Raw genomic sequence first — 26,671 nt, 5'->3', positions numbered from 1 at the left:
ATCCAACTGCCCATTACTCGCGGGTATATGGGCAGTTCGCTCCCGGACTACCCCTTCAACCCGACCGACCGCAGCTCCAACGCGGCGAGCTTCCCCATAACCTCCGCATCACCGTCGCGCCATGCCTGCGCGGGGTTGTCGCTGATCTTGGTCAGCTTGTGCAGCGGCTGGGTGGAGATCGCCCTGAGGGCCAGCAGGTCGGTGCCGGTGCCGGCCTCCAGGAACCGCTGGGTCGAGGTCGCGCGGCGGATGAACCGCCACCGCAGCGGCACGTAGATCATCAACCACATCAGCACCGGGATGAGCACGACCGCGATCGCCAGCCCGATCGCGATGCTGGAGACGGCCTCGACCTGCGCCTCCCCCGCCGCACGGAGCTGGTCGGCGGCCTTCGCGGCGCCCTCGAACGGGACCGCGATGCCGTCCTTGACCAGCGGCAGGTCATCGACCTTCCCGGCCGCCTCGAGCATCTTCGCGGAGAGCGAGGTGCCGGCGTCGTCCATCTTCTCGCCGGGTACGGCGAGCGCCGAGACCATCTCGTGGACGAATCTGCCGAGAAGGACCCACCCGGCGATCCACGCCACCGTCAGCAGGTCGGCGAGCAGCTGGGCGGCGAGGCGTGGGGGCCTGTCGGCGTACAACTTCATGCCGCTGATCTTCGCGGTTCCGCGCCTACAGATCAGTCACGACACGGGTAGTTCGGGTCAACGCCGGTAGAGCAGGTCGGTGATGACCCGGTCCTTGGCCAGTCCCTTGCGCTCGAACTTGGTCACCGGGCGCTCGTCCCAGCGCTCGACGACACCACCGCTCAGCAACTGCTCGGCGTCGAGGACCTCGACCATCTGCTCGGCATACTCGACCCAGTCGGTCGCCAGCCGCCAGATGCCGCCGGGAGCCAACCGCTCCGCGATCATCCGCGCGTTGATGGGCGTCACCAGGCGCCGCTTGTGGTGGCGGGTCTTGTGCCACGGGTCGGGGAAGAACGTCCAGATCTCGCTGACCGAACCCGGCTCGACCAGATTCTCGAGTGTCCAGAGCGCGTCGACGCTGCAGAAGCGAACGTTCGTCGCGCCTGCGGCGCCCACCCGGGCGAGGCTCTCCGCGACACCGGGACGCCATACCTCCAGCGCCAGGATGTTGGCCTCGGGACGGTTGGCCGCCAGCACCGCGGTCGCCTCTCCCACGCCGCCGCCGATGTCGACGATCAGCGGGGCCTTGCGACCGAACCAGCTCTCCAGGGAGAACCCGGGCTCGTCGACCGCCTCGTCGGGGATGACCCACTCCTCGGCGTACGCATCCCAGGCCTTCTGCTGCTTGGCGTCCAGGCGGCTGCCGCGGCGGGTGTAGGTGAGGACCTCTCTTACCGTGCGGCCGTCATCGAGCAGCTTCTGGTGGGGTCTTGCGGGGCGGATCTGGGGGTTTGGGTCTGTCATCTTTCTTGCCTTGGTCTCGTGGCGCGCTGACTCAGCAACAAGGAGCATCTGGTCCAACGCGAAAGGCCCCCTTCGCCTTGCGGCTCCGGGGACCTTCCACGTTGGATCAGACGATCACTTACTTGATGATCTTCGTGACCCGACCCGCGCCGACGGTGCGACCGCCCTCACGGATAGCGAACTTCAGACCCTCGTCCATCGCGATGGGCTGGATGAGCTCGACCGACATCTCGGTGTTGTCACCCGGCATGACCATCTCGGTGCCCTCGGGGAGGGTCACAACGCCGGTCACGTCCGTGGTCCGGAAGTAGAACTGCGGACGGTAGTTGTTGAAGAACGGGGTGTGACGGCCACCCTCCTCCTTCGAGAGGATGTAGACAGAGCCCTCGAAGTTGGTGTGGGGGGTCGTGGTGCCCGGCTTGATGACAACCATGCCGCGCTCGACGTCCTCGCGCTTGGTGCCGCGGAGCAGCAGCCCGACGTTCTCGCCGGCCTGACCCTCGTCGAGCAGCTTGCGGAACATCTCGACGCCGGTGACGGTCGACTTCTGCGAGGTCTCGCGGATGCCGACGATCTCGACCTCCTCACCGACCTTGACGATGCCGCGCTCGATACGACCGGTGATGACGGTGCCACGACCGGTGATCGTGAAGACGTCCTCGACGGGCATCAGGAACGGCTTGTCGGTCTCACGAGCCGGGGTCGGGATGTAGTCGTCGACGGCCTGCATGAGCTCGGCAACCGAGTTCATCCACTTCTCCTCGCCCTGCAGGGCGGGGTAGGCGGCAACGCGCACGACCGGGAGGTCGTCACCCGGGAACTCGTACTCGCTGAGGAGCTCGCGCACCTCCATCTCGACGAGCTCGATGAGCTCCTCGTCGTCGACCATGTCGCACTTGTTGAGCGCGACGACGATCGACGGCACGCCGACCTGGCGGGCCAGGAGCACGTGCTCCTTGGTCTGCGGCATCGGGCCGTCGGTGGCGGCGACCACGAGGATCGCGCCGTCCATCTGCGCGGCACCGGTGATCATGTTCTTGATGTAGTCCGCGTGACCCGGGCAGTCGACGTGAGCGTAGTGACGCGACTCGGTCTGGTACTCGATGTGCGCGATCGAGATCGTGATCCCGCGCTGGCGCTCCTCGGGGGCCTTGTCGATGTCCTCGAACGCGAACTCCGGGTTCAGGTCCGGGTACTTCGCGTGCAGCACCTTCGAGATCGCCGCGGTAAGGGTCGTCTTACCGTGGTCGATGTGACCGATGGTGCCGATGTTGACGTGCGGCTTGTTCCGCTCGAACTTCGCCTTAGCCACTGTGGGCTCCTCCTGGTGTGATTTTCTTACTGACTCGTACTGAGTGGTGTTGCTGCCGAAGTCCCTGGACGGGCGACCCGAAGGTCACTCGCCACGGGCCTTCTTGATGATCTCGTCGGCGACGTTCGTGGGAACCTCGGCGTACGAGTCGAACTCCATCGAGTACGACGCCTGACCGCTGGTCTTGGACCGGAGGTCACCGACGTACCCGAACATCTCGGACAGCGGGACGAGAGCCTGGACGACCATGTCGCCGTGGCGCTCCTCCTGCGAAGACACCTGGCCGCGACGGGAGTTGATGTCACCGATAACGGTGCCGAGGAACGCCTCGGGGGTCGTCACCTCGACGGCGAACATCGGCTCCAGCAGGACGGCCTTCGCCATGCGCGCGGCCTCCTTGAAGGCCTGGTTGCCGGCGATCTTGAAGGCGAGCTCGGAGGAGTCGACGTCGTGGTAGGCGCCGTCCTCGAGCGAGACCTTCACATCGACCATGGGGAAGCCGGCGAGAATACCGAACTCCATGGCGTCCTGAGCACCCTGGTCGACCGAAGGGATGTACTCCTTCGGCACGCGACCACCGGTGACGTTGTTGGCGAACTCGTAGCCCGCACCCTGGCCGGTCTCCTCGTCGATGTTGGGCTCGACGGAGATGACGACCTTCGCGAACTGACCCGAACCACCGGTCTGCTTCTTGTGGGTGTAGCTGTGGTTCTCGACCTTCTTGCGAAGCGTCTCGCGGTAGGCGACCTGCGGCTTGCCGACGGTGGCCTCGACCTTGAACTCGCGCTTCATCCGGTCGACGAAGACCTCGAGGTGGAGCTCGCCCATACCAGCGATGATGGTCTGGCCGGTCTGCTCGTCGGTCTTGACCGTGAAGGTCGGGTCCTCCTCGGTGAGGCGCTGAATCGCCGTGCCCAGCTTCTGCTGGTCACCCTTGGTCTTCGGCTCGATGGCGACCTCGATCACGGGGGCCGGGAAGCTCATCGACTCGAGGACGACCGGGTTGGACGGGTCGCACAGGGTGTGACCGGTCTTGGTGTCCTTCAGACCCATGACGGCCACGATCTGGCCGGCGCCCACCGAGTTGATCTCCTCACGCTTGTTCGCGTGCATCTGGTAGATCTTGCCGATGCGCTCCTTGCGGCCGTTGATCGGGTTGACCACGGTCGCACCCGCCTCGACCTTGCCGGAGTAGACGCGCAGGTAGAACAGCTTGCCCAGGTGCGGGTCGGAAGCGATCTTGAAGACCAGGCCGGAGAACGGCTCGTCCTCGGAAGGCTTGCGAGAGACCTCGAGCTCCTCGTCCTTGACGTCGTGGCCGATGATCGACTCGACATCGATGGGCGAGGGCAGGTAGTCGACGATCGCGTCGAGCAGGGGCTGGACGCCCTTGTTCTTGAACGCGGTGCCGGTGAGGATCGGGTTGAGCTTGTCGGCGAGGGTCGCACGACGGATGGCGGCCTTCAGGGTGGGAACGTCGAAGACGTCGCCCTCCTCGAGGTAGACCTCCATGATGTCGTCGTCCGCCTCGGCGAGGGTCTCGACGAGCTTCTCGCGCCACTCGGCGGCCTTGTCGGCCATGTCGGCGGGGATGCCCTCGACGACGTAGTCCTCACCCTGCTGGGTCTCGCCGCGCCAGACCTTGGCGTTCATCTCGATCAGGTCGACGACGCCGATGAAGTCGGACTCGGCACCGATCGGCAGCTGCAGCACCAGCGGGGTGGCGTGCAGCTTGTCGACGATGGAGTCGACGACCATGTAGAAGTCGGCACCGGTGCGGTCGAGCTTATTGACGAAGCACATCCGCGGGACGGCGTACTTGTTCGCCTGACGCCACACGGTCTGCGACTGCGGCTCGACACCGGCGACACCGTCGAAGACGGCGACAGCACCGTCCAGGACGCGCAGCGAGCGCTCCACCTCGACGGTGAAGTCGACGTGCCCCGGGGTGTCGATGATGTTGATCTGGTGGTCCTTCCACCAGCAGGTGGTCGCGGCGGACGTGATCGTGATGCCGCGCTCCTGCTCCTGCTCCATCCAGTCCATCGTGGCTGCGCCCTCGTGGACCTCACCGATCTTGTACGAGATACCGGTGTAGAACAGGATGCGCTCGGTGGTGGTGGTCTTACCGGCATCGATGTGCGCCATGATGCCGATGTTGCGGACCACATTGAGGTCCGTGGTGATGTCGACGGCCACTGTCTTCAGCGTTCCTTAAAGAGATTGTCTTCGGTCTGGATGGGCGGGGTGCCCACATTGTGCGGCAGGCACCCCGCCGTACGTCACCAGCGGTAGTGCGCGAAGGCCTTGTTGGACTCGGCCATCTTGTGGGTGTCCTCGCGCTTCTTCACAGCGGCGCCGAGGCCGTTGCTCGCGTCGAGGATCTCGTTCATCAGGCGCTCGGCCATCGTCTTCTCACGACGGTCCTGGGCGTAGCCGACGAGCCAGCGCAGCGCGAGCGTGGTGCCACGCGTGCCCTTGACCTCGACCGGAACCTGGTAGGTCGCGCCACCGACACGGCGGGACTTGACCTCGATGGCCGGCTTCACGTTGTCCATGGCGCGCTTGAGCGTGACCACGGGGTCGGTGCCGGTCTTCTCACGGCAGCCCTCGAGCGCGGTGTAGACGATGCGCTGCGCGACCTGCTTCTTGCCGTCCTGCAGGACCTTGCTGACGAGCTGGGTTACGAGCTGCGAGCCGTAGACGGGGTCGACGACGAGCGGACGCTTGGGAGCGGGACCCTTACGAGGCATCTCACTTCTCCTTCTTGGCGCCGTAGCGGCTCCGGGCCTGCTTGCGGTTCTTCACGCCCTGGGTGTCGAGCGAGCCGCGAATGATCTTGTAACGAACACCGGGGAGGTCCTTCACACGACCGCCGCGGACGAGCACGATGGAGTGCTCCTGAAGGTTGTGACCCACACCCGGGATGTAAGCGGTGACCTCGACGCCGGAGGAGAGACGCACACGGGCGACCTTCCGGAGGGCGGAGTTCGGCTTCTTCGGGGTGGTGGTGTAGACGCGCGTGCAGACGCCACGGCGCTGCGGCGATCCCTTGAGGGCAGGCGTCTTCGACTTCGTCGCCTTGTCCTCGCGGCCCTTGCGGACCAGCTGGTTGATTGTGGGCACCTCGGTGGTTCCCCTTCTTTTCTGCTCTCACTACGCGGCGCTCTGCCGCGAAGGATCCAATGTTGTGCGTCCAGGTGGTGCGATACCAACTGGTCCCGCCTCGCCCCCGAGGTCGGGCGTGTCGCCCTTACCTCAACAGCATGAAGACGGATCTTTCGAACCGAATCCCCACCTGAGGGCGCCGAACCCGGGTCCGAGACCTATCTCTCGAGCTTGTTCCGGGCACGCGCGACGGCCTGGTTGTCCCAGACACGCTTCAGAGGCTACCCGGCGGCTTGAGAGGGGGTCAAAACGGCCCGGATACCACCTCTGAGTGCGGCGAGGACCAGCACCCCCGCAAGCGTACCCAACAGCACCAGAGCGCCACTCGCGTACAGGGTCGTGCGAGCGCCGAAGTGCTCGCCGACGAAGCCGATGAGCGGGGCGCCCAGCGGGGTGCCGCCCATCAGGACGGTCATGTAGATCGCCATGACCCGGCCGCGGAACTCCGGGGCCGCCTCGGTCTGCATCGTGGCGTTGCAGGCGTTGAGGGTCGTGATCGTGAAGAAGCCGAGCACAGGCGAGATCAGGGCGAAGAGGGCGTACGTCGGCATCAGCCCGGACACGATGACGGTGAGGCCGAACCCGGTCGCCGCCAGCACGATCAGCTTGAGCGGGATCCGGGTGCGGCGGGCGCCGAGGAGGGCGCCGGAGAGCGAGCCGATGGCCAGGACGGTGCCGAGCAGGCCGTACTCGCTGGCGCCCTTGCCGAACTCCTCGGTCGCCATCAGCGCCGAGGTGATCGGGAAGTTCGCCCCGAAGGTGCCGACGAAGAAGATGATCACCAGGACCATCAGCATCTTGGGCTGCGTACGGATGTAGCCGATGCCCTCGCGCAGCATCCCGCTCCGCCTGGCGACGGGGTCGGGCGAGTGCAGCTCGGCGGTGTTCATCCGCTGCAGCTGGCCGATCACGGCGAGGTAGGAGACGGCGTTGATGAGGATCACCCAGCCGGTCGCCTCGGGGCCGCTCCCCAGCGAGCCGATGAGGAGCCCGGCCAGCGCCGGCCCGATCAGGCGGGCGAGGTTGAAGGAGGCCGAGTTGAGGCCGACGGCGTTGGTGAGGTCGTCGGGGTGGACCATCTCCGAGACGAACGACTGCCGGCCCGGCCCGTCGAAGGCGGCGCCCGTGCCGAAGAGGAACGCGATCACGTAGACCATCCACACCTCGGCGTGGCCGCTCACCGCCAGCACACCGAGGAGCAGCGACATCAGGGCCATCCACCCCTGGGCGGCCTGCAGCAGGCGACGCTTCGGGAAGCGGTCTGCGATGACCCCGGCGTAGGGGCTGAGCAGGAGGATGGGCAGGAACTGCAGACCGGTGGTGATACCGAGTGCCGCTCCCCCGCCGCCGAGGCTCAGGACCAACCAGTCCTGAGCGATGCGTTGCATCCAGGTGCCGACGTTGGAGACGACACTGCCGGCTAGGTAGAGGCGGTAGTTGTGGCTGCGCAGGGAACGGAACGTGGGACTCAACTGGTGGCTATTCTCTCCATGATCGAAGCGGCTGTGCGGAGGGCGGCGAGCTCGTCCGCATCGAGGTCGACGAGCTGCTGGGCGAGCCAGGCGTCCCGGCTGAGCCGGTCCTTGCGTACGGTCCGGCGGCCCTTGTCGGTGATCGAGACCAGCACCTGGCGGCGGTCGGTCTCACCCTGGCGGCGGACGACGTAGCCGCCCTCCTCGAGGAAGTTGACCATCCTGGTCATGCTCGGCGGCTGGACGCGCTCGCGCCCGGCGAGGGCGCCGAGGGTCATCTCGTCGTTGGCGTACAACGCCCCGAGCACCGCCATCGACCCCAGGGAGAGGTCGTTGTCAGGGTGGCGCTCGTTGGCCAGGCGGCGGCGCATCCGCATGACGGAGGTGCGCAGCACCGAGGCGACCTCGGGGATGTCAGAGGCCGCGTCGGGCGCGGAGGCTGGCTGTGCGGTAGGCATGTCGGTAAGCATAACTGCTTACCGGCGCTAACTATTCCGGGAAGAGACGGCGCCCGGGTGAGGGCGCCGTCACAGCGTCAGGACATCGCGGCGAGCATCAGGATGTCGTCGCGGCTGTACGTGCGGCCGGGGTGAGCCTCGGCGAGGTGCTCCTGCACCTTCTCGACCAGCTCGTCGTCGGTCTCCGTGCGGAAGTTGGTGCCACAGGGGCAGCGGAGCGAAGCCATCAGGGACCTCCAGGTCGTCAGCGTTTCCACCCAACCCTACCGGCTCGTGGTGACCTACTAGATTGGATGCCATGAGCGACCAGTACCGCGACGACGACTATTCCGGCACCTACCCGGAGCAGCAGTACGACGGGTACGACGGCGACTACTACACCGAGGCTCAGTCCGACGATGGGCATGGCTACCCCCAGGACTACGGCTACCACGAGCCGCCTGCCGAGGAGCCGGTCCAGGCCGTCCCCGAGCCGAAGATCGAGCTCGTCGACCAGGACGGCATCCGTGCCTTCGAGCTCGCCACCCTCGGCTGGCTGGTCGGGTTCGTCGCCCTGCTCCCCTTCTGGGGTCTGCTCAACGACCGCGGCTGGACCTGGTGGATCTGGACCTGCCTGGCCGCCTTCGGCATCGGCGCGATCGGCATCGAGCTGACTCGGCGCCGCAAGGCCCGCCGGCTGCGCGCCGAGGGCCTCGCCTAGAACCGCCCGGCTAGAAGGGCTCGGCGTCGTCGCTGATCGTGTCGAAGACCGGGTCCGGCAGCGGCTGCGGCTCGTGCTTCTTCGCCAGCCGCACCTCCGAGTGCGCACCGCACCCGTGGTTGAGGCTGACCACCTTGCCGTCGTCGTTGGCGTCGCCGTTGGCGCAGACGCCGAAGCTCGAGGCCAGGTGGCCGGTCAGCCGGACCAGGAAGCCACAGCTGTGGCACTGGTCGGGGGCGGCCTGCGCGAGCGGCGCCTCGGGGCCACCGTCACCGGCGTACCACCGCTCGGCGGCGGCGTCGAAGCCGGAGACGGACAGAGTCCGGACACGGCCGAGGCCGAGATCCTTGGCGACCTCGCGCACCTGGGCCTTCTCGTCGGCGTCGAGCGGGTCGTCACCGAAGGCGTACGTCGGAACCAGCCGCGCGTCGTCGTCCTCGACCGGGAGCAGATCACCGGGTGAGAGGTCGCCCGGCTTGATCCGTTCGCGGTAGGGCACCCAGGCCGGCGCGACGATCGCGGCGTCACCGGGGACGAGGACGACCTCGTTGATGGTCACCGGAGCATCGACACCGAATCCCGGGCCGTCGAGCGAGGGCACGGTGACGAGCGTGACCGACCAGTGCCACCCGACGTAGCCCTTGCGGGTGCAGGCGAACAGGTGGGTCACGACGCCCGGGCCAGCACCCTTCTCGACCACATGGCCGAGATGTTCTCCGACGTCACCGGCTGGCACGTCGGACAGGAGCGCGGCGCGGGCCTCGTCGACGGCAGCGACGGCCGTCGCATCGGCGTACGGGGTCGTGATCACGGACCACATCTTCACCCACATGCGCCTCAGGTGCCACTTCGGGGTCACCTTGCGCCACCACAACCTGAACTTCAGCACAACGCGTGATCCTCCCAGACGTACGCCTCTACTGCACAGTCATGACAGTCCTTGAAATGGCCGACACCCGCCGGAGCATGGCTACGGCGGGTGTCGGTGACGCTTGGCTACTGAAGAGCGCGCGTGGAGACCATGGAGAGGACGTACTCGACGAGCGAGATCAGCGTCGCCTTGGTCGACTGACGGTCGCGAGCGTCACAGGTGACGATCGGGATGTCCGGGCGCAGAGCCAGGGCCTCGCGGATCTGCTCCGGCTTGTAGGCCTGGTTGGCGCCGAAGACGTTGTGGGCCACGACGAACGGCACGTTGCGGGACTCGAAGTAGTCGATCGCGCCGAAGGAGTCGGCGAGGCGACGGGTGTCGATGAGCACCACGGCACCGATGGCGCCCTGGGTCAGGTCGTCCCACATGAACCAGAAGCGGTTCTGACCGGGGGTGCCGAACAGGTAGAGGATCAGGTCGGAGTCGAGGGAGACTCGACCGAAGTCCATCGCGACCGTGGTCGTCTTCTTGTTGGGCACTGCGGAGAGGTCGTCGACGCCGGCGGTCGCCTGCGTCATCACGGCCTCGGTCGTCAGGGGGACGATCTCCGAGACGGAGCCCACGAAGGTCGTCTTACCAACGCCGAACCCGCCGGCGATGACGATCTTCGCAGACATCGTCGCCTGCTTGGAGTCGGTGGTCACTGCATTACTCCTGTCAAAGCTTCCTCAGGCCGGACAGCACGCGCTCGAGGAGAGCGGTGTCCGGGGCGTCCGGGACCTTGCTGGCGTGCACCTGCACCACGCCGCGCTCCGCAAGGTCACCGATCAGGACTCGGGCGACACCCAGGGGCACCCGGATGAGCGCCGCGACCTCAGCGACGGAACGGCTCTCGCGGCAGAGCTCTGCGATCGTCCGCTCCTCGGGCGACCGGACGTAGCCGTCGATCACGTAGCGGTCAGTGATCACCAGTGCTTCCATCGGGAAGACGCGCTTGGGTTGCGTGCGGCCACGAGTCAGGGCATAAGGCCTGACCAGCGGCGGCGGTTCGGATGCGTGGTTGCTCACGATCTCGGTCCTAGGGTCGGGGCACTGATCAGGCGCCGGTTCTGGTATCGGGGGTGAGGGCGGTGGCAACACGCGAGATCAACAGCTGCATCTGGTAGCCAACCTGTCCCAGATCGCAGTCGGGGGCGGCAAGGGCAGCAAGGCTGGAACCCTCACCAACCGCCATGAGGACCAGATAGCCACCGTCCATCTCGATGACCATCTGCTGGACATTACCCGCCGCGAAGCACCGAGCCGCTCCTTGGGTAAGACTGGTGAGACCGGAGGCGATCGCCGAGAGCTGGTCGGCCCGGTCCGGGGGGAAGTCGACGGAGCTGGCCATCGGCATACCATCAGCCGACACCAAGATCGCGTGAGCGATGTCAGGGGTGCGCTGGGTCAGGCTGTCGACAAGCCAGTCCAGTCCTGCGGGGGCCGTTGTCACTGCTGCTCCTCACCTTCGGGGTTGCTTTCCGCATCAGCGGGGTTGTTGCGGGCGCGGCTGACGCCCTTCTGGAAGCTGGACATGCCACGGGTGCGGCGCGCGTCCATGTTACGCGGACCTGATGACGGTGGTGTGACCGAAGGCGCCGCACCTGGGATCAGATTCTGACCCGGGACACGAACGGGGAGGCCACCCTGGGTGATCGTCGCCGGCTCCTGCTCCTGCAGTTGCTCCAGCTCCTGCGCCCGGCGCCAGCCCTCGTCGCCCGGCGAGGACCAGCTCATCGGCGTGGTCGGCTCGTCGTCCTGCGCGACCGGCTCGTCGGCCGGCTCGCCCGCAGGGGCAGCCGCCGGACGGGCCGCGTCGGGCTTGGGTCCCGGACCGGCCTTGGCGGCCGGGGCGATCGGGTCGCTGAGCGGGTCGCCCTTGGACTCCATCGCCCGGCGCGCGCCGAGCGGGCGACGACGGGTGAACCACTCGGACTGAAGGTCGTCGAAGATCGAGCTGCCCTCGTCATCGAGGATCGGAACCTCGGTGGTCGAGTCGAGCGGGTTCGGCGAGTTGGTCGGCTCCGGAGCCATCGGACCCATCGGGCCCGGGGCGATCGCGTCACCGGCCGGACCGAACGGGTCGTCGTCGGGACCGAAGCCCGGCGGCGGCGTACGCGGCGTGGTGCGCTCGTTGGGGCGCTCGAAGGTGCGGAACGCGCCGGTGTCGGTGCCGAACGGGCTGCCGCCCTGCGAGCCCGGGTCGCGACGCGGCAGCTCGCCGGTCTCGGTGCTCGGGTCGAAACGACCGTCGGGGAAGCGGGCGGCCAGGTCCTCGGCCTTGCGAACCGGCAGCATGTTGGAGAGGAAGTTCTGCTGCTGGCCGCTGGGGTTCTGCTGCGGGGCCGGCGGCTGGTTGGCGCCGAACGGGTCTCCGCCGAACGGGTCTCCCCCGTACTGCGGCTGGCCACCGCTGAACTGCTGCGGCTGCGCCGGGAAGCTGCCCGTGCGCGCGCCCGGACCCTCGAAGCCCGGGTCGCCCGGCATCGGCGGCACACCACCGAAAGCGGGCTGCTGACCCGTCTGCGGTCCGCTCTGACCGAAGCCGTTGTGCTGGCCCGAGTGGCCGTTGGCACCCTGCTGGAAGGCCGACGCACCGCCGTTGGAGAGGTTGGGGTGGTTGGACGCACCAGGCGTACGGCTCGGCAGGGCCGGCGGCGCCGCGGCGGAGGCGGCGGGCGCCTCGGGCGCCGGAAGAGCACCGACCGGCACGTCGTAGGGGTTGCCACCTGCGTACGGCTGGGCGTCGTAGGCGGGCATCCCGTACTGCATCTCGTAGGGAAGCTCGCCGGTGCCCGGGTAGGCGCCGGTCTGCTGGCCGTAGCCGCCCTGCTGGAAGGCGTAGGCGTCGAAGCCCTGCTGCTGGCCGGACGGGGCCTCCGCGTGAGCGCCGACGATCGTGGTGACCGGCATCTCGACGCGCGCGACCACACCGCGGGGGCGGTTCGGGACGAGCTCGATGTAGAGGCCGTGACGCGCCGCCAGGCGCGCGACCACGACCAGACCCATCATCCGGGCGACGTCGGCGTCGAGGCCGGTCGCACGGCGCAGCTTCATGTTGGCCGCGTCGAGCTCCTCCGGCGTCATGCCGATACCGAGGTCCTCGATCTCGACCAGCAGCGGCGCGGCGGGGCCGGCGCGGAAGGTGCGGATCGTGACCGCGGTGTCGGGCGGGGAGAAGTTGGTGGCGTTCTCGATCAGCTCCGCGAGCAGGTGCACGAGGTCACCTGCGATCGCACCCTCGAACTCGGCGTTCTCGTCGGAGTCGATGTCGACCCGGGCGAACTGCTCGATCTCGGAGGCCGCGGCACGGAGGACGTCGAGGACCGGGACCGGACCACGAGCCGCGTGGCCGATCTCGCCACCGGCGAGGACCAGGAGGGACTCGTCGTTGCGGCGCATTCGGGTGGCGAGGTGGTCCAGGCGGAACAGGTTCGCGAGGTCGTCGGGGTCCTGCTCGTTGGCCTCGAGCTGGTCGATGAGCTGGAGCTGACGCTCGACGAGGCTCTGCGAACGACGGGAGAGGTTCATGAACATCTTGTCGACGTTCGTACGCAGCTCGGCCTGCTCGCCCGCCAGCCGGATCGCCTCGACGTGGACCGCGTCGAACGCGTCCGCGACGTCACCGATCTCGTCTCGACGCGCGATGTCCAGCGGCTCCACATGCGTATCCACCGGGCCGTCGGCCTGGTTCATGTAGGCGACTCGCTCGGGCAGGTCGTGGTTGGCCAGGTTGTAGGCCAGGCGACGCAGCTGGCTCAGCGGCGACAGGATGGAGCGGGCCGCGACCAGACCGACGGCGAGGGCGAAGATCAGAACACCGAGAACGAGGAGACCGATGACGATGGCGTCGCGGGTCGCGTCGCTCTTGATCTGCTCGACGTCGTCGCTGATCTCCTGCGCGGTCTGGACGATCATCTTCTGCAGACCACGGATGAACTCCGTGCTGGCCTCGGTGTACTGGTCCGGGGTCATCTTGACCCGGTCCGTGCTGCCGCTGGTGATGACCTGGTTGACGACCCGGTGGGCGGGCGCCCCGATCGAGCCCACGTCGGTGGTGTCGTTGGTCAGCTCGTCGAGCTGCTGGCGGATGTCGTCAGACGTCTTCGCGTAGTAGTCGGCCGTGGACAGACGCCACTTGGCCTCGGCGCGGGCGAGCTCGGCGAACTTCTCGTCGGTGAGGACGTCAGGGTTGACCGCACCCTTGCTCTCCGCGGCCGCCTTCTTGCTCAGCGCCTCCATCATGATCATGCGCTCGGTGCCCATGGCCTCCGAGGCGGGGCGCACGTTGCTGATCGCGGCGATCTTGGAGAAGACCTCGTCGTTCTCCAGGGTCGGCATCTGCGCCGAGATCCCGAAGAGGTTGTTCATCACGGTCGTGTAGGCCAGCTGGGCCTCGACCGCGGTGTCCTTCTCCTGGATCTGGGCACGCAGGTCGTCGATGCCGTTGAGGGCCTGCTGGATCTCGACGATGCTGTTCTCGAGGTCCTTGTCGTCGCCGGCGTCGATCTCCTTCGCCTTGGCGCTCCAGGCCTCGATCGACTCGTCGGTCTTCTGCTGCAGCGGCCGCATGACGACCTCGGGGACGCCCGCGAGCGCACCGTCACGCTCGAACAGGATGTTGATCGCGAGTTGGTAGGTGTCAGGCAGTGCCTGGGCGACAGTCTCGGCCTGGCGTGCTTCCGCCTGGGCTGAGAGGGCGCGCGAAATGCTCAACCCGCCGAACACCATCGCCGCGATGGTCGGGATGAGCAGCACGAAGATGAGGCGCGCTCGAATTCCCTGCCAGGGCTTACGTTCCGGACGGTGGGTTGTGCTTGCGTATGGCTCGGCCATTACTCCCTCTCGTGGCCATGTCACATCATTCCCGAGAGGCATGCACCGTCTGTGGTGCATACCCCAGTCCCCCGCCGCGAAGTCTGCTGGCACCCGGGCGTACCTGTCTGCAGTCTTTGGCGACGCAAACTTACGTCATAAGTGGTCTCGATTACCAATGGTGTACGAAATCATTTGCAAATCTATGGAGGGGTAGGCGGAGTATAGGCCCCACCCGCACGAGGGACGACATGGCGAGCCATCCGTGGATCCGTCGACGCCGGAGAGGGGAATACCTCACGCGTCCCTGGGCGCTGAGGACTAGGCTCTCCCGCGTCGGCCGTCACAGTCGCCGGGCGACGTACGTTTGAAGCGCTGATGCGCGAGGAAGGGGCAAGCTGCCGTGCCTACTGGCAAGGTCAAGTGGTTCGACGCCACCAAGGGCTTCGGGTTTCTGTCGCAGGACGACGGTCCGGACGTGTACGTCCACGCCGACGCGCTCCCCGAGGGCGCTGCCAAGACCTTGAAGGCCGGCACCCGGGTGGAGTTCGGCATCGCCCAGGGACGCCGCGGTGAGCAGGCGCTCTCGGTGACCATTCTGGAGCGCTCCCCGTCCGTCGCCGGGCGCCAGCGTGCCGCCAAGCGCCGCAAGCCCGAGGAGATGGAGCTGATCGTCGAGAACGTGATCAAGCTCCTCGACGACATCCGCGACGGCTACGCCCAGGGCCGCCCGCCCACGCGCGAGCTGGCCAAGAAGGTCTCCCCCGCGCTGCGCCAGATCGCCGACGAGTTCGAGCTCTAGATCCAGCTCAGGTCGGGGATCAGGGTCTGCACGCCGACCACCAGGCCGGCGAGGTTCACTGCCAGCAGGACCAGGATCCAGAGCACCGACGGGATGCCGGTCAGGCCGGCGAGCTGGTCGGGGTCGGAGCCGCGGCGGCCTCGCTCGCCGCGGCCGAGGAGCTCCAGGAGCGGCCTCGGTGAGGCGAGCAGGAGCAGCCAGGTGACCAGCGTGGCGACGATGGTCTGGAGGCGGCCGTCGGCGTACCAGCTGATCGCGCCCAGCGCTGCGCCGAGCACCAGCAGGACGACGAGGCCGTAGCCGTTGCGTACCCACAGCAGCAGCACGAGCATCGCGGCCACCAGGAGCCACAGCAGTCCCAGGGCGTGACCCGCCGCGAGCATGGTCGCGCTGAGCAGCCCGAGGAGCGCCGGGGCGAGATAGCCGGCGGCGAGCATCGCGACCATCCCGGGGCCGGACGGCTTGCCGCGCGAGAGGGTGACGCCCGAGGTGTCGGAGTGGAGCTTGATCCCGGCCAGCCGCCTGCCCACCAGGACCGCGACCACGGCGTGCCCGGCCTCGTGGACGACGGTGACGCCGAGGCGTACGGTGCGCCAGGTTCCCCGCCACACGACCAGCACCAGGGCGACGACGCCGGCGCCGATCAGCCAGGGCGCTTCGGGGACGGTCTGGGTCGCCGTGATCGTGTCCCAAAACTCCCTCACTTGACTGCCTTCTGGTTCATTGATCCGGAGCGGAAGCCCCGTGGGTCGATCTCCGCGGCGGGGAATCCTGCGTCGGTCACTGTCTTGAGCACCTCGTCGGCATGGTGGGGGTCGAGAGGCAGGAGGGTAGCGGACAGCTCCACGGTGGCCTTCTCCCCGTGGTCACGCACGCGCAGGTCCACCCTGGCGGCGTCGTGGCCGCGGGCGGCCAGGACGCTGCGTACGCCCTGCTCTGCTCTCTCCACGCGCGCGAGGCGCCTCGGGGTGACCTCGAGGCCATAGGCGATCCGGCTGGAGAGGCAGGCCGCGGCCGGCTTGTCCCAGGTCGGCAGCTCCCAGCGGCGCGAGGCCTCGCGGATCTGCGCCTTGGTCAGCCCGGCGTCCTTGAGCGGCGTGATCGCACCACGCTCGGCGGCCGCGCGGATGCCGGGCCGGAGGCCGTTGAGCCCCTCGATCCCGTCGTCGGCGTTGGTGCCGGTGGCCACGTGCGCCAGGCCCAGCTCACGGGCCAGCGGCACGAGGGTGTCGAGCAGCTCCGCCTTGCAGAAGAAGCATCGGTCGGTGCCGTTGGCCCGGTAGCCCTCCCGCTCCATCTCGTGGGTCTGCGGGGTGATGAGGCGTACGCCGAGACTCTTCGCGAACTCGGCGGCCGGGTCCCTCTCCGCGATCGGAAGACTGTGCGAATAGCCAGTCGCGGCGGCGACGTTGTCGCTGCCCAGAGCTCTGGCTGCGGCCGCCAGGAGGAAGGCGCTGTCGGCACCGCCGGAGAAGGCCACCAGCACGCTTCCCCGAGTCTTGAGATCCGCTTCGAGAGCGTTGAGCCGTGGGTCGAGGTCGGACACGCTCCGACCCTATCCGCGGGCTCCACGCGTGTTCGTGGATCGGCGCCGGGAGACCAGGACCACCAGCACGACCACGAGCACGATCACGATGACGACGAGGACGCTCACGACCGCGAACGTGAGGACGACCCCGACGAGCGCGGTGCGGGTCGCATCGTCGCGGTCGGCCCGCGCTTCCTCGGCGATCTCCTCGGCGGAGGCGATGAGCACCTCCCGCAGGCCGCGCATGAAGTCGTTGCTGGACGCGACGTACGACTCGAGGGCCAGCGCGGTGCCATCACCGGCGATGACCTCGTTGACGGCCTGGTGGGCCGGCACGCCGGTGGCCCCCTCCGTGGCCGTGCCGTTCGTCAGCTCGTCGAGACGTCGACGCTGGTCCGCCGACGACCCCTCGTAGAACGCGGCGAGCGAGCGCCGCAGTTCCGCCTCCGCCTCGGTGAGCGCCGCGATCTCGTTGTCGCTCATCTGCTTCGCGACGGTCGGCGGTGAGCTGGAGAGTACGGCCATCATGATCGCGCGCTCCTGGCCCAGCGCGTCCCATGCCTCGGGCATGTGGCCGATCGCCTCGATCGACGAGGCGGCCTGGCCATCGCCCGGGTTCGGCAGCTCGTCGGCGATGCTGAACAAGTCGTTGCTCAGGGCGGTGTATCCCTCCGTCCCCTTGGCGCGATCGTCCAGCATCTGCGTACGCAGCCCATCGATGCCATCGACACCTTCGGCGACCCGGGCGAGCGTCGCGTCGAGCTCCTTGTCGCCGCCGTCGATCTCCTGCACCCGAGCGCGCCACCCCTGCGCCGACTCGTCGGTGGACTGCTGGATCGGCCGGAGCACGACGGGAGGTACGCCGGCCGTCATCGCATCGCGTTCGAAGGACAGGTTGGCCGCGAGGTTGAACGTCTCCGGGAGCGCCTCGGCGAGCGTCACGGTCCTCGCGCTGGGTCCCGCCTGACCGGTCGCCCGCGAGACGCCCAGATAGCCGAGGACTCCTGCCACGATGGCGACGATCACAGCCAGGGCCAGGACGGTCCAGATCGCCCACGGGCCCTTCTCGGCACGCTCATGGGTCGGGGATTCCAGTGTGTTGGTCATGACGCCCCTCGGGTCCGGATGAGTGAGGAACCCTAGGGCAGGAGCGGCGCCGCGCGCCCGTGAATTCTGGATAGCGCCTGGACCGGACCCGTCGTCTGGATAGGGTCTCAGCATGGGGGCAGAGCGGGAGGCGTCGGTGGGGTCAGGCCGACGGCAGAGGGGAGTTCTGGGGTCGCTCGTCGAGATCCTGATCATCGCGGTGACCGCGATCCTGCTGGCCGTCGTCATCAAGACGTTCCTCGCCCAGGCGTTCTACATCCCCTCCGAGTCGATGCAGCCCGGGCTGGAGGTCAACGACCGGGTACTGGTGGAGAAGCCGTCCTACTGGATGGGTGGCACGCCCGAGCGCGGCGACGTCGTCGTCTTCACCGATCCCGGCGGCTGGCTCTCGGCCAACCAGATCGCACCTGCCCCGACCGGCTTCAGGGCCGTGCTCGCCAAGATCGGGCTCTACCCGACCGGTGACCACCTGGTGAAGCGGGTCATCGGAGTCGCGGGCGACACCGTGGAGTGCTGCGAGTCGGGTCGGATCGTCGTCAACGGCACGCCCGTGGACGCGTCGTCCTTCATCGCTCCCGCCGACACCTGCGACGGCCCGATGGCGCAGGACAACGGGTCGTACGTCAAGGGCGGCTGCCGGGGGTGGAAGGCCGTCGTCCCAGAGGGCCGGATCTTCGTGATGGGCGACAACCGTGCCAACTCCGCCGACTCGTCCTTCCATCTGTGCAGCCCCGAACGCCAGGAGTCGGGCGACGAGGCCTGCTCGAACGCGTTCGTACCCGTCTCCGACGTCGTCGGCCGCGTCGCCGTCGTCTTCTGGCCCACCGACCGCTTCGGCGTCGAGCATCGCCCGGAGACCTTCGACTCCGTCGACTGACCTCGCCGAGGCGTCACGCGCGTCGGCCGAGACGTCAACTGTGTGACGTCTCGGCCGGCGCGGGTGACCTTTCGGCGATCAGGCTTCGCGAACCACATCCATGGTGCGGTCGCCGAACTTGACCTTGTCGCCGTCGATGAGAGCCGCGGGGCGACGGGCACCGAGGGCTCGTGCGGCGCCCTGGCGGATCAGGGTGGTGCCGTTGGTGGAGCCACGGTCCATGACCACGAGGGTGCCGTCGGCCGCGATCTGGAACTGGGCGTGGGTCTTGGACAGGGACATGTCGCTCGAGGAGAGGGCTACTCGGTGGGCGACCTCCTCGCCCGGACGCGGCTCGGGGCCGCGACCGACGATGGCGAGGCCTTCGACCACGAAGCTCTGGCCGGTGTCGAACGTGACCCGCCAGCGAGCCGTCGCCGCGGGCTGCGGGGCAGGAACGGGAGGCGGCGGAGGGGCAGGCTGCGCCAACGGCGGGGCCGGAGGGGCCGGAGTCGGTGGGGCGGGAGCTGGCGGCATCGGAGCCGGGGGTGCCTGACGGGAGATCATTCCCGGCACGATGGTCTGCGCCGCCTGGGCCTCGGCCGCGGCCTGAGCGGCAGGAGCCTGAGCCGCGGGGCTCTGGGTCGGCGCGGCGGGGGTCTGCGGCCGCTCGGCTCGCTCCGGGGTCGCCTCGGCCTGCTTCAGGCGCATGGTGGTCAGGTTGACGATGCGCCGTGGCGCCGGGGCCTCCTCCTCGGCCTCGACGACCGCCGGAGGCCGTACGTCGACCACGACCGAGCCTGCACGGCGGTCGTGCCACCCCTGGCGACGACCGCGGTCGTCCATCGCGGCGACCCAGGCGAAGGTGGCGGTGCCGATGCCAAGCGTCGGGATCGTGCAGAGACCGAGCAGGGCCTGGCGTACGAACGCCTTGCCGACGCCGATGGGGCGGCCAGCGGCTCCGGAGTCATCGCTGACCACGCGGAGCCCGAGGGCCATCTTCCCGGGGGTCTTGCCCCCGGAGCCGGTGAGTACGGTGCCGACCAGCCAGACCCCCAGGACCACGCCGGCGATCAGGCCGACGCCGGGAAGCAGGTTGTCGTTGCGGAAGAAGATCAGCCAGGCGGCGAACCCGGCCGCGGCGAAGATCGCCCACGCGATCACCCGGTCGATGGCGAAGGCGTAGAACCGACGGTCCGGCTCGGCGATCGCAGCTTCGACGGTTGGAGCCGGCAGGCCGGCCACGCTCATGCCGCCGCCTCCGTACGAAGAGGCGAAGAATACGGACGCGGCGGCCTGAGGCCCATCGTCGCTCGCTGGCGCTCGCTCATGCCGCCGCCTCCACAAGGGCAGGCGACATGAGCGAGAGCCGCTTGATCATGGGTTGGTCACCCGGATCGTCAGACTGTCACCGAGGTCGATGACGGCACCCGGCATGAGCTGGACGGGTACGCCGGGACGCAGGTCCTCCGGGCCGAGACCCGGCTGGACCAGCACGGTGCCGTTGGTCGAGCCGAGGTCGGTGACCACCGCTGCGCCGTGGTCGACACCGGCACCGGGACGGATCTCGCAGTGGGTCGAGGAGATCTCCTGGTGCGGGCTGGGCACGGTCACCAGCATCGGCTGCTCGGTGGGCGTGAACCGGCTCGCCTCCGGCGCGCGGCCGACCAGGACGACCCGGTCGACCTCGACGCGGTCGCCGCTGGAGAACTCCAGGCGGGCGACCGGGTAGGCGGTCACCTTCGGGGCCTCGGGCTGGCCGGGGATCCCGGCGAGACCGGCGTTGAGGTCCTCGCCGACGCCGATGCGGGTCAGACCGTCGTGGTCGTCCTCATCGGGGTTGGGCTCCTCCCAGACCGGCTCGTCGTGGGTCTCGGGGATCGGCGCCACGGGCGGAGCCGGCGGCGCGGGCGGGGCCGGGAACGCCGGAGGGGCCGGGGGTGCCGGAGGGATCTCGGTCACCGACGCGTCGGCAGGAGCGCTATCGAAGGACGGTGCCTCGATCGGGGCGTCGCTCGGTACAGCGTCGATCATGCCCTCGGCCCGCGACTCCTCGTAGGGAGCGGGCGGCGCGTCCACCGGCGGCGGCGGAGGCGTCGTCAGCGGAGGCGGAGGCGGCATCGACGGCGGGCCGAAGCCGGGCGCCGGGGCGGACTCAGGCTCGTCGTAGGACTCGGGCCCGTCGTAGGCCTGCTCGTCGACGGCCGGAAGGACCTCGGTCTCGGCGTCGGGAGCGACGTTCATGTCGGACACGGGCTCCGGGGAGACCGCGGAGGGACCGAAGGAGGACGCCACGGCAGCAGCGTGCTCGTCGCTGGCGTAGTCGTCCTCATAGCCACCGGAAGCGGGCTCCGGGAAGTCCTGGTCGTCGGCGTCCTGGGAGGGGGCCGGCATCTCGAACGCCTCGGTCGGCTCGGTCAGGTCGTCGTGACGCGGTGCCGACGCCTCGCCGGACTCGTCGCCACGGTTGACCGAGATCGGCTCGTCCGCCTCGGCATCCTCGTCGAAGTCGGAGTCCGGGCCGAGGTCTGCCTCCGCGCCGGAGTCCGACTCAGCGTCCGCCCCGAGACCGGGGAGGTCACCCGAGACCGGGATCGGCGGAACGACCGAGAGGGAGGGCGGAGCCGCGACCGGCTCGTCCTCGTCGAGACCCTGCTCCTCGGCGGAGTCCAGGTCGTCGGCGGAGTCGGCGTAGCTGTCCTCGGGAAGAGGATCGGTGAGCGGGTCAACCGGGGCCGGCTCGTCGACGCCCTCGTCGGGGCCCTCCTCGACGGCCACCGGGGCAGCGACGAAACCGGCGCGGCTCTCCGGCGAGTCGTCCTGGGCGGACTCCGGGACCGGCGGCGGAACCTCGAGACCCGAGACCCGCAGCAGGCCACCGAGCGCCGTCATCGGCTCACCGGTCGCGCCCTCCTCGCCGAGCGAGACGGACATCCTGGTGACACCCTCGAGAGTGCGCTCAACCCACGTCTTCGACGACGAGCCGTCGACCTCGACGGTGCCCTCGCCGGCCTCGAACGAGACCACGGACGGGCCGCGCACGACGGTGCGTACGCTGCCGCCGTCAGGCGTCACGTCCCCGGAGATGAGGACGAAGCCCGGCAACGAGCTCAGCCCGGTCGCGACGAGCGCGTCGAGCACCTCGTCGAACCCGGCACCGTCGTCGACGAGCGCCCACAGCGCGCCCGCACGGCTCTTCTCCGAGGGCGGGAGCAACACCGTGGCGCTCTCACCGATGATGCCGAACCATGTGCCCGGCATGTAGGACGTGCTTGCGATGGTTCCTTGCTCACTCATGGCAGCACTCCTAGCTTCTGCTCCATACTCACCCTTTGTTGCTCCGAGTCATACGGGTTCTCCTCGGTCAATCCCATCACATCGACCACGATCGCGGTGGCGTTGTCCCGGCCACCCGCCTCGACCGCGGCGGCGACGAGCTTCTCGGCCGTGTCGCGGGCGTCGGTGTCCTCCGCCGCGAGGATGTCGGCGATCTCAGCATCCGAGATCATCCCGCTCACGCCGTCGGAGCACAGCATCAGCCGGGCACCCACGGGCAGGGTCACCTGGAAGATGTCCGGGACCGCCGGGGCCATCCCGCCCAGCGCCCTGGTCACCACGTTGCGCTCCGGGTGGTGCTCGGCCTGCTCGCGCGTGATCTGCCCCGAGTCGACCAGCTCCTGGACCAGGCTGTGGTCGCGGCTGAGCTGGCTCAGCGTGCCGTCGAAGTATCGGTAGATCCGCGAGTCGCCGACGTTGAGCAGGATCCACAACGGGCTGCTTCCGCCGTCGGCGATCAGAGCCGCGGCGCAGGTGGTGCCGGACTGGTAGTCCGAGGCCCCGCGCGAGCGCTGCTCGAGCGCGAAGGCCACGATCCGGTCCTGTGCCGCCTGGAGGGCCTCGACCATCGCCTGGCTGCCGGACTCGGACACGTAATGGGTGCCGCCGAGCTTGGCGAACTCCTGGATCACCATCTCGCTGGCGATGTCACCACCGTCGTGGCCGCCCATACCGTCCGCGACGACGAAGACCGGTGGCTCGGCCACATGGGAGTCCTCGTTGACCTTCCGCACCTGGCCGACATCTGTCGCGGCCCCGTGCGCGATCACTACTTTCCTGGACATCTCGCCCCCTAGGCCTGCCGGGATAGCGTGATGCCGATGGACACAGGCTTCCGCTCACTCGCAGACCAGTTGCGCTCTTGGCCCACAGAGCGCATCTCACGCCTGCTTCTTGCTCGTCCTGATCTCGCCACGCCGTCCCCTCATGACTCCGGCCAACTCGCCGCCCGAGCAGCCACTCGCACATCCTTGCACTACGCGATGGATGACCTTAACCATCTCGAGCTGATCGTGCTTGATGCCGTTGCCCTCGCGAATCAAACCACCAAAGCCCACTTATCTTCCATGGTGAACGCTGAAGTGGACGCCGCGACACGAGCACTTTCTCATCTGGAGGACACCTGCCTGGTGTGGCACTCCCTCGACGGCCTGCGCGCGGTGACCGGTGTCGCGGCCCTGCTGCGGGGCTCGCCCGGCACCTCCGGGCTGCAGCCGTTCGCCGCTGACCAGGAAGAAGTCGTACGCAGCCTGCCGGCTGTGTCCGCCGAGGCGCGCGCGATGCTGGAGGCCGTCGACGCCGGCGGCGGGCAGGCCTCCTCCGCACGCGCGCGCCCGGGCGTATCCGTGGCGGAGGCGGCCGGACCGGCCGAGGAGCTCATCGCCCACGGGCTGCTGGTCTCCTCGGGCGACGGCATGCTGACCCTGCCCGGCGAGGTCGGGCTCGCGCTGCGGGATGGGCGGACGACGATCGCCCCCGTGGACGTCCCGCCACCCCTGCCGACCTCCGCGCGGGCATCCACGCTGGTCGACCGGGCGGCCGCGGGCGCCGCCTTCGAGCTCGTACGCAACCTCGAGCTGCTCCTCGACGGCTGGAGCGTCACGCCGCCCCGGTCGCTGCGCGGCGGGGCGGGGCTGACGGTCCGGGACCTGAAGACGACGGCCGAGCGGCTCCACGTCGCCGAGCCCACCGCGGCGTTGCTGATCGAGGTCGCCTGGGCCGCGGGGCTGCTCGCGCTGGGCGCCGACGAGGAGGGCGATCCGGCCTGGATGCCGACCGAGCTCTTCGACCAGTGGCTCCAGCAGCCCCTGGCGGCCCGCTGGTCGCACGTCGCCGGCGCCTGGCTGGCCTCGCCGCGCCTTCCCGGGCTCGTCGGCCAGCGCGACCCCGCCGGGAAGACCTGGAACGCGCTGGCCCCCGACCTGGCCGGAGCCTCGGCCGTGGCGACGCGGCGGCAGACCCTGGGCCTGCTCGCCGCCCTGCCGGACGGCGAGGTCCTCGCCGCCGGCACCGGCCCCGCCGCGGTCGTCACCCGCCTCGCCTGGGAGCGGCCGCGCCGGCCGCGCACCCGCACCGAGTCCCGCGAGGCCCTGGTGGACTGGACGCTCACCGAGGCGGAGAGGCTCGGGCTCGCCGCGTTCGGGGGGCTGGCTGCGTACGGTAAGCAGCTGGTGGCGGGCGAGGATCCGGTCCCGACCCTGGCCGGGCTGCTGCCGGAGCCGGTCGACCACGTGCTGCTCCAGGGAGATTTGACCGCGGTCGCGCCGGGGCCGCTGGAGCCCGCGCTGGCGCGCACCCTGGCCGTGGTGGCCACGGTCGAGTCGCACGGCGGGGCGACGGTCTACCGGTTCACCAAGGAGTCGGTGCGTCGGGCCATGGACCGCGGCTGGACCGCCACCGAGATCCACGCGTTCCTCACCGCCGCCTCCCGCACCCCCGTCCCGCAGGCGCTGACCTACCTGGTGGACGACACGGCGCGTACGTTCGGGACGGTCCGGGTCGGGTTCGCCGCCGCCTACCTGCGCAGCGACGACGAGGCCGCGCTGGCCGAGCTGCTGGCCCACCCTGCCGCCGAGTCCATGGGACTGCGGCGGCTGGCGCCGACGGTGGTCGTCAGCACCGTCGCGCTCGACTCGCTCCTCCCCCGGCTGCGCGAGCTGGGCCTGGCCCCGGTCGTCGAGGCACCCGACGGATCCATCCACGTCGCGCGCCCCGACGCCAAGCGCGCCAAGGCCCGCAACGGCGCGCGTCCGGCCGGTGCTCAGGAGGCCCACGTCGCCGCGCGTGCGACCGCGGTGGCGGCCAGGATCAAGGCGGGCGACGAGCATCCGGCTCCGGCCGAGCCGGCCTCCACCATGGCGATCCTCCACGAGGCCATCGATGCCGGGGAACAGGTCGTGATCTCGTACGTCGACGGCCGCGGCGTCGGCGGCGAGGCGCGCGTCAAGCCCTTGGGGATCGACGGCGGCTCTCTCGCGGCCCGGGTCGAGGACGACGTACGTTCCTTCGCGCTGTCCCGGATCAGAAGTGTGCGCCCGACGTCGCCGTAGGCTGGTCCGGTGAACGACGGCCCCCTGATCGTCCAGTCGGACAAGACGCTGCTGCTCGAGGTCGACCATGCCCGGGCAGGTGAGTGCCGCAAGGCGATCGCGCCGTTCGCCGAGCTGGAGCGGTCACCGGAGCACATCCACACCTACCGGCTGACGCCGTTGGGGCTGTGGAACGCACGCGCGGCCGGGCACGACGCCGAGCAGGTGGTGGACACGCTGCTCGAGTTCTCCCGCTATCCCGTACCGCACTCCCTGCTGGTCGATGTCGCCGAGACGATGGCCCGCTACGGCCGGCTCCGGCTGGAGAAGAACCCGGTGAACGGACTGGTGCTGGTCTCCTCCGACCGGGCGGTGCTGGAGGAGGTCATCCGGGCGAAGAAGGTCGCCGGGATGCTGGGCGAACGGCTCGACGAGGACACCGTCGTCGTCCACCCCTCCGAGCGCGGCAACCTCAAGCAGGCCCTGCTCAAGCTCGGCTGGCCGGCCGAGGACTACGCGGGCTACGTCGACGGCGAGGCACACTCGATCGCGCTGGACACCACCGACTGGACGCTGCGCCCCTACCAGTCGGAGGCGGCCGAGTCGTTCTGGCACGGCGGCTCCGGGGTCGTCGTGCTCCCGTGCGGCGCCGGCAAGACGCTGGTCGGCGCCGCCGCCATGGCGCACGCCCAGGCGACCACGCTGATCCTCGTCACCAACACCGTCTCCGCGCGGCAGTGGAAGGACGAGCTCGTACGCCGCACGTCGCTGACCCCGGACGAGATCGGCGAGTACTCGGGATCGGTCAAGGAGATCCGGCCGGTCACGATCGCCACCTACCAGGTGCTGACCATGCGCCGGAAGGGTGCCTATCCCCATCTGGAGCTGCTCGACGCTCGCGACTGGGGGCTGGTCGTCTACGACGAGGTGCACCTTCTCCCCGCCCCGATCTTCCGGATGACCGCCGACCTGCAGGCCCGTCGCCGGCTCGGCCTGACCGCCACGCTGGTGCGGGAGGACGGGCGCGAGGGTGACGTGTTCTCCCTGATCGGCCCCAAGCGCTACGACGCTCCGTGGAAGGACATCGAGGCGCAGGGCTGGATCGCCCCGGCGGACTGCGTCGAGGTTCGGGTGACGCTGCCCGCCGACGAGCGGCTCGTCTACGCCACCGCCGAGCCGGATGAGCGCTACCGGATCGCCTCGTGCACCCACCACAAGATCGACGTGGTCAAGGAGATCGTCGACTCTCACGCCGGCAAGCCGACGCTCGTGATCGGGCAGTACCTCGAGCAGCTCGACGAGATCGCCGCCTCGCTCGACGCTCCGGTGATCGAGGGCAAGACGTCGGTCAAGGAGCGCCAGCGGCTCTTCGACGCCTTCCGCTCCGGCGAGATCGACCTGCTGGTCGTCTCCAAGGTCGCCAACTTCTCCATCGACCTGCCCTCGGCCGAGGTCGCGATCCAGGTCTCCGGGGCCTACGGCTCGCGCCAGGAGGAGGCGCAACGGCTCGGTCGGCTGCTGCGTCCCGGCGACGGCAACAAGACCGCGCACTTCTACACGATCGTCTCCCGCGACACCGTCGACGCCGACTTCGCCCAGAACCGCCAGCGCTTCCTGGCCGAGCAGGGCTATGCCTACCGGATCGTCGACGCCGACTCCCTCGACGACCTCACGTCCTGACCGGTTGAATCGTTGGCCGTGGCCGGATGCGGCCAAGTCGCTGCACGTGGAATGTGACGCACGCC

The 26,671-nt window shown here is 69.1% G+C and carries 25 protein-coding genes; 5 read left to right on the top strand and 20 right to left on the bottom strand.

Translation table 11 applies throughout. The features are described from left to right. Positions 1–47: 47 nt before the first annotated feature. The 9 genes from ACIO3S_RS19970 to ACIO3S_RS19930 all read right to left on the bottom strand — a co-directional run bounded on the left by ACIO3S_RS19970 (position 48) and on the right by ACIO3S_RS19930 (position 8,070). Positions 48–647, bottom strand: coding sequence for a hypothetical protein (locus tag ACIO3S_RS19970; RefSeq protein ID WP_400467347.1), 600 nt, complete (start codon positions 645–647; stop codon positions 48–50). A 57-nt stretch (positions 648–704) separates the two neighbouring features. Then, a complete protein-coding gene (gene trmB / locus ACIO3S_RS19965; RefSeq protein ID WP_400467344.1) occupies positions 705–1,433 on the bottom strand; it encodes a tRNA (guanosine(46)-N7)-methyltransferase TrmB in 729 nt (242 codons plus the stop codon). Between the two features lie 118 nt (positions 1,434–1,551). After that, a complete protein-coding gene (tuf, locus tag ACIO3S_RS19960; protein WP_160026986.1) occupies positions 1,552–2,745 on the bottom strand; it encodes an elongation factor Tu in 1,194 nt (397 codons plus the stop codon). A gap of 84 nt (positions 2,746–2,829) precedes the next feature. After that, positions 2,830–4,944 (bottom strand): elongation factor G, encoded by a 2,115-nt coding sequence (gene fusA, locus ACIO3S_RS19955; protein WP_350715139.1) that lies wholly within the window; start codon positions 4,942–4,944, stop codon positions 2,830–2,832. Between the two features lie 83 nt (positions 4,945–5,027). Beyond that, positions 5,028–5,498, bottom strand: a complete 471-nt coding sequence (gene rpsG / locus ACIO3S_RS19950; protein ID WP_008360967.1) for a 30S ribosomal protein S7 — start codon at positions 5,496–5,498, stop codon at positions 5,028–5,030. 1 nt (position 5,499) lies between these two features. After that, on the bottom strand, positions 5,500–5,871 hold the full coding sequence (rpsL, locus tag ACIO3S_RS19945; RefSeq protein ID WP_008360965.1) for a 30S ribosomal protein S12: 372 nt from the start codon (positions 5,869–5,871) through the stop codon (positions 5,500–5,502). A 263-nt stretch (positions 5,872–6,134) separates the two neighbouring features. Continuing rightward, the gene (locus tag ACIO3S_RS19940) at positions 6,135–7,385 is read right to left on the bottom strand and encodes an MFS transporter (RefSeq protein WP_400467337.1); all 1,251 of its coding nucleotides are present in this window, start codon (positions 7,383–7,385) and stop codon (positions 6,135–6,137) included. Further along, a complete protein-coding gene (locus tag ACIO3S_RS19935; protein WP_355224319.1) occupies positions 7,382–7,843 on the bottom strand; it encodes a MarR family transcriptional regulator in 462 nt (153 codons plus the stop codon). The genes ACIO3S_RS19940 and ACIO3S_RS19935 overlap by 4 nt, the downstream gene beginning before the upstream one ends. A gap of 77 nt (positions 7,844–7,920) precedes the next feature. Further along, positions 7,921–8,070, bottom strand: a complete 150-nt coding sequence (locus ACIO3S_RS19930) for a DUF1059 domain-containing protein (RefSeq protein WP_091052351.1) — start codon at positions 8,068–8,070, stop codon at positions 7,921–7,923. Between the two features lie 71 nt (positions 8,071–8,141). Between ACIO3S_RS19930 and ACIO3S_RS19925 the strand changes: the two genes are divergently transcribed. Then, positions 8,142–8,543: a DUF2530 domain-containing protein gene (locus tag ACIO3S_RS19925; RefSeq protein WP_400467333.1), complete on the top strand. Its 402-nt coding sequence runs from the start codon at positions 8,142–8,144 to the stop codon at positions 8,541–8,543. Positions 8,544–8,553: 10 nt separating this feature from the next. Here ACIO3S_RS19925 and ACIO3S_RS19920 read toward each other — a convergent pair whose 3' ends face one another. From ACIO3S_RS19920 to ACIO3S_RS19900, 5 genes are all read right to left on the bottom strand, one after another. Beyond that, the gene (locus ACIO3S_RS19920) at positions 8,554–9,375 is read right to left on the bottom strand and encodes a DUF3027 domain-containing protein (protein WP_400467546.1); all 822 of its coding nucleotides are present in this window, start codon (positions 9,373–9,375) and stop codon (positions 8,554–8,556) included. A gap of 164 nt (positions 9,376–9,539) precedes the next feature. Further along, positions 9,540–10,091: an ATP/GTP-binding protein gene (locus tag ACIO3S_RS19915; RefSeq protein ID WP_084101379.1), complete on the bottom strand. Its 552-nt coding sequence runs from the start codon at positions 10,089–10,091 to the stop codon at positions 9,540–9,542. Between the two features lie 40 nt (positions 10,092–10,131). Further along, positions 10,132–10,482, bottom strand: a complete 351-nt coding sequence (locus tag ACIO3S_RS19910) for a DUF742 domain-containing protein (protein ID WP_008360948.1) — start codon at positions 10,480–10,482, stop codon at positions 10,132–10,134. A 28-nt stretch (positions 10,483–10,510) separates the two neighbouring features. Then, the gene (locus ACIO3S_RS19905; RefSeq protein WP_008360946.1) at positions 10,511–10,906 is read right to left on the bottom strand and encodes a roadblock/LC7 domain-containing protein; all 396 of its coding nucleotides are present in this window, start codon (positions 10,904–10,906) and stop codon (positions 10,511–10,513) included. Next, positions 10,903–14,211, bottom strand: a complete 3,309-nt coding sequence (locus ACIO3S_RS19900) for a nitrate- and nitrite sensing domain-containing protein (protein ID WP_400467329.1) — start codon at positions 14,209–14,211, stop codon at positions 10,903–10,905. The genes ACIO3S_RS19905 and ACIO3S_RS19900 overlap by 4 nt, the downstream gene beginning before the upstream one ends. 460 nt (positions 14,212–14,671) lie before the next feature. Here ACIO3S_RS19900 and ACIO3S_RS19895 point away from each other — a divergent pair, with 460 nt between their 5' ends. Beyond that, positions 14,672–15,070, top strand: a complete 399-nt coding sequence (locus ACIO3S_RS19895; protein WP_160026974.1) for a cold shock domain-containing protein — start codon at positions 14,672–14,674, stop codon at positions 15,068–15,070. Here ACIO3S_RS19895 and ACIO3S_RS19890 read toward each other — a convergent pair. Genes ACIO3S_RS19890 through ACIO3S_RS19880 form a run of 3 tightly spaced genes read right to left on the bottom strand, consistent with a single transcriptional unit; the run spans position 15,067 to position 17,705 of the window. Further along, on the bottom strand, positions 15,067–15,774 hold the full coding sequence (locus ACIO3S_RS19890; RefSeq protein ID WP_350715130.1) for a M50 family metallopeptidase: 708 nt from the start codon (positions 15,772–15,774) through the stop codon (positions 15,067–15,069). The genes ACIO3S_RS19895 and ACIO3S_RS19890 overlap by 4 nt on opposite strands. Next, complete coding sequence (gene larE / locus ACIO3S_RS19885) at positions 15,771–16,616, bottom strand: ATP-dependent sacrificial sulfur transferase LarE (RefSeq protein ID WP_400467326.1); 846 nt, start codon at positions 16,614–16,616, stop codon at positions 15,771–15,773. The genes ACIO3S_RS19890 and larE overlap by 4 nt, the downstream gene beginning before the upstream one ends. Positions 16,617–16,625: 9 nt before the next feature. Beyond that, on the bottom strand, positions 16,626–17,705 hold the full coding sequence (locus ACIO3S_RS19880) for a nitrate- and nitrite sensing domain-containing protein (RefSeq protein ID WP_400467323.1): 1,080 nt from the start codon (positions 17,703–17,705) through the stop codon (positions 16,626–16,628). A gap of 112 nt (positions 17,706–17,817) precedes the next feature. On the opposite strand from ACIO3S_RS19880, the gene lepB reads away from it, so the two are divergent. Beyond that, on the top strand, positions 17,818–18,582 hold the full coding sequence (lepB, locus tag ACIO3S_RS19875) for a signal peptidase I (protein ID WP_160026964.1): 765 nt from the start codon (positions 17,818–17,820) through the stop codon (positions 18,580–18,582). Positions 18,583–18,660: 78 nt separating this feature from the next. Here lepB and ACIO3S_RS19870 read toward each other — a convergent pair whose 3' ends face one another. The 3 genes from ACIO3S_RS19870 to ACIO3S_RS19860 form a co-directional block, all read right to left on the bottom strand. Beyond that, positions 18,661–19,812 carry an RDD family protein gene (locus tag ACIO3S_RS19870; RefSeq protein WP_400467319.1) on the bottom strand — a complete coding sequence of 384 codons (1,152 nt, stop codon included), beginning with the start codon at positions 19,810–19,812 and terminating at the stop codon, positions 18,661–18,663. 126 nt (positions 19,813–19,938) lie between these two features. Further along, a complete protein-coding gene (locus tag ACIO3S_RS19865) occupies positions 19,939–21,858 on the bottom strand; it encodes an FHA domain-containing protein (RefSeq protein WP_400467316.1) in 1,920 nt (639 codons plus the stop codon). Beyond that, complete coding sequence (locus ACIO3S_RS19860; protein WP_141795102.1) at positions 21,855–22,682, bottom strand: protein phosphatase 2C domain-containing protein; 828 nt, start codon at positions 22,680–22,682, stop codon at positions 21,855–21,857. Before ACIO3S_RS19860 ends, ACIO3S_RS19865 begins: the two co-directional genes overlap by 4 nt. 282 nt (positions 22,683–22,964) lie before the next feature. Between ACIO3S_RS19860 and ACIO3S_RS19855 the strand changes: the two genes are divergently transcribed. Together ACIO3S_RS19855 and ACIO3S_RS19850 are read left to right on the top strand one after the other, a co-directional pair. Beyond that, positions 22,965–24,947, top strand: a complete 1,983-nt coding sequence (locus ACIO3S_RS19855; protein ID WP_400467313.1) for a helicase-associated domain-containing protein — start codon at positions 22,965–22,967, stop codon at positions 24,945–24,947. A gap of 9 nt (positions 24,948–24,956) precedes the next feature. Then, positions 24,957–26,606, top strand: coding sequence for a DNA repair helicase XPB (locus ACIO3S_RS19850; protein ID WP_400467310.1), 1,650 nt, complete (start codon positions 24,957–24,959; stop codon positions 26,604–26,606). Positions 26,607–26,671 lie beyond the last annotated feature (65 nt).

Source organism: Nocardioides sp. NPDC087217, from assembly GCF_044744805.1.
GTDB lineage: Bacteria > Actinomycetota > Actinomycetes > Propionibacteriales > Nocardioidaceae > Nocardioides.
Note: the sequence above shows the minus strand (reverse complement) of the source record. Positions and strands in the feature narration are given on the sequence as shown.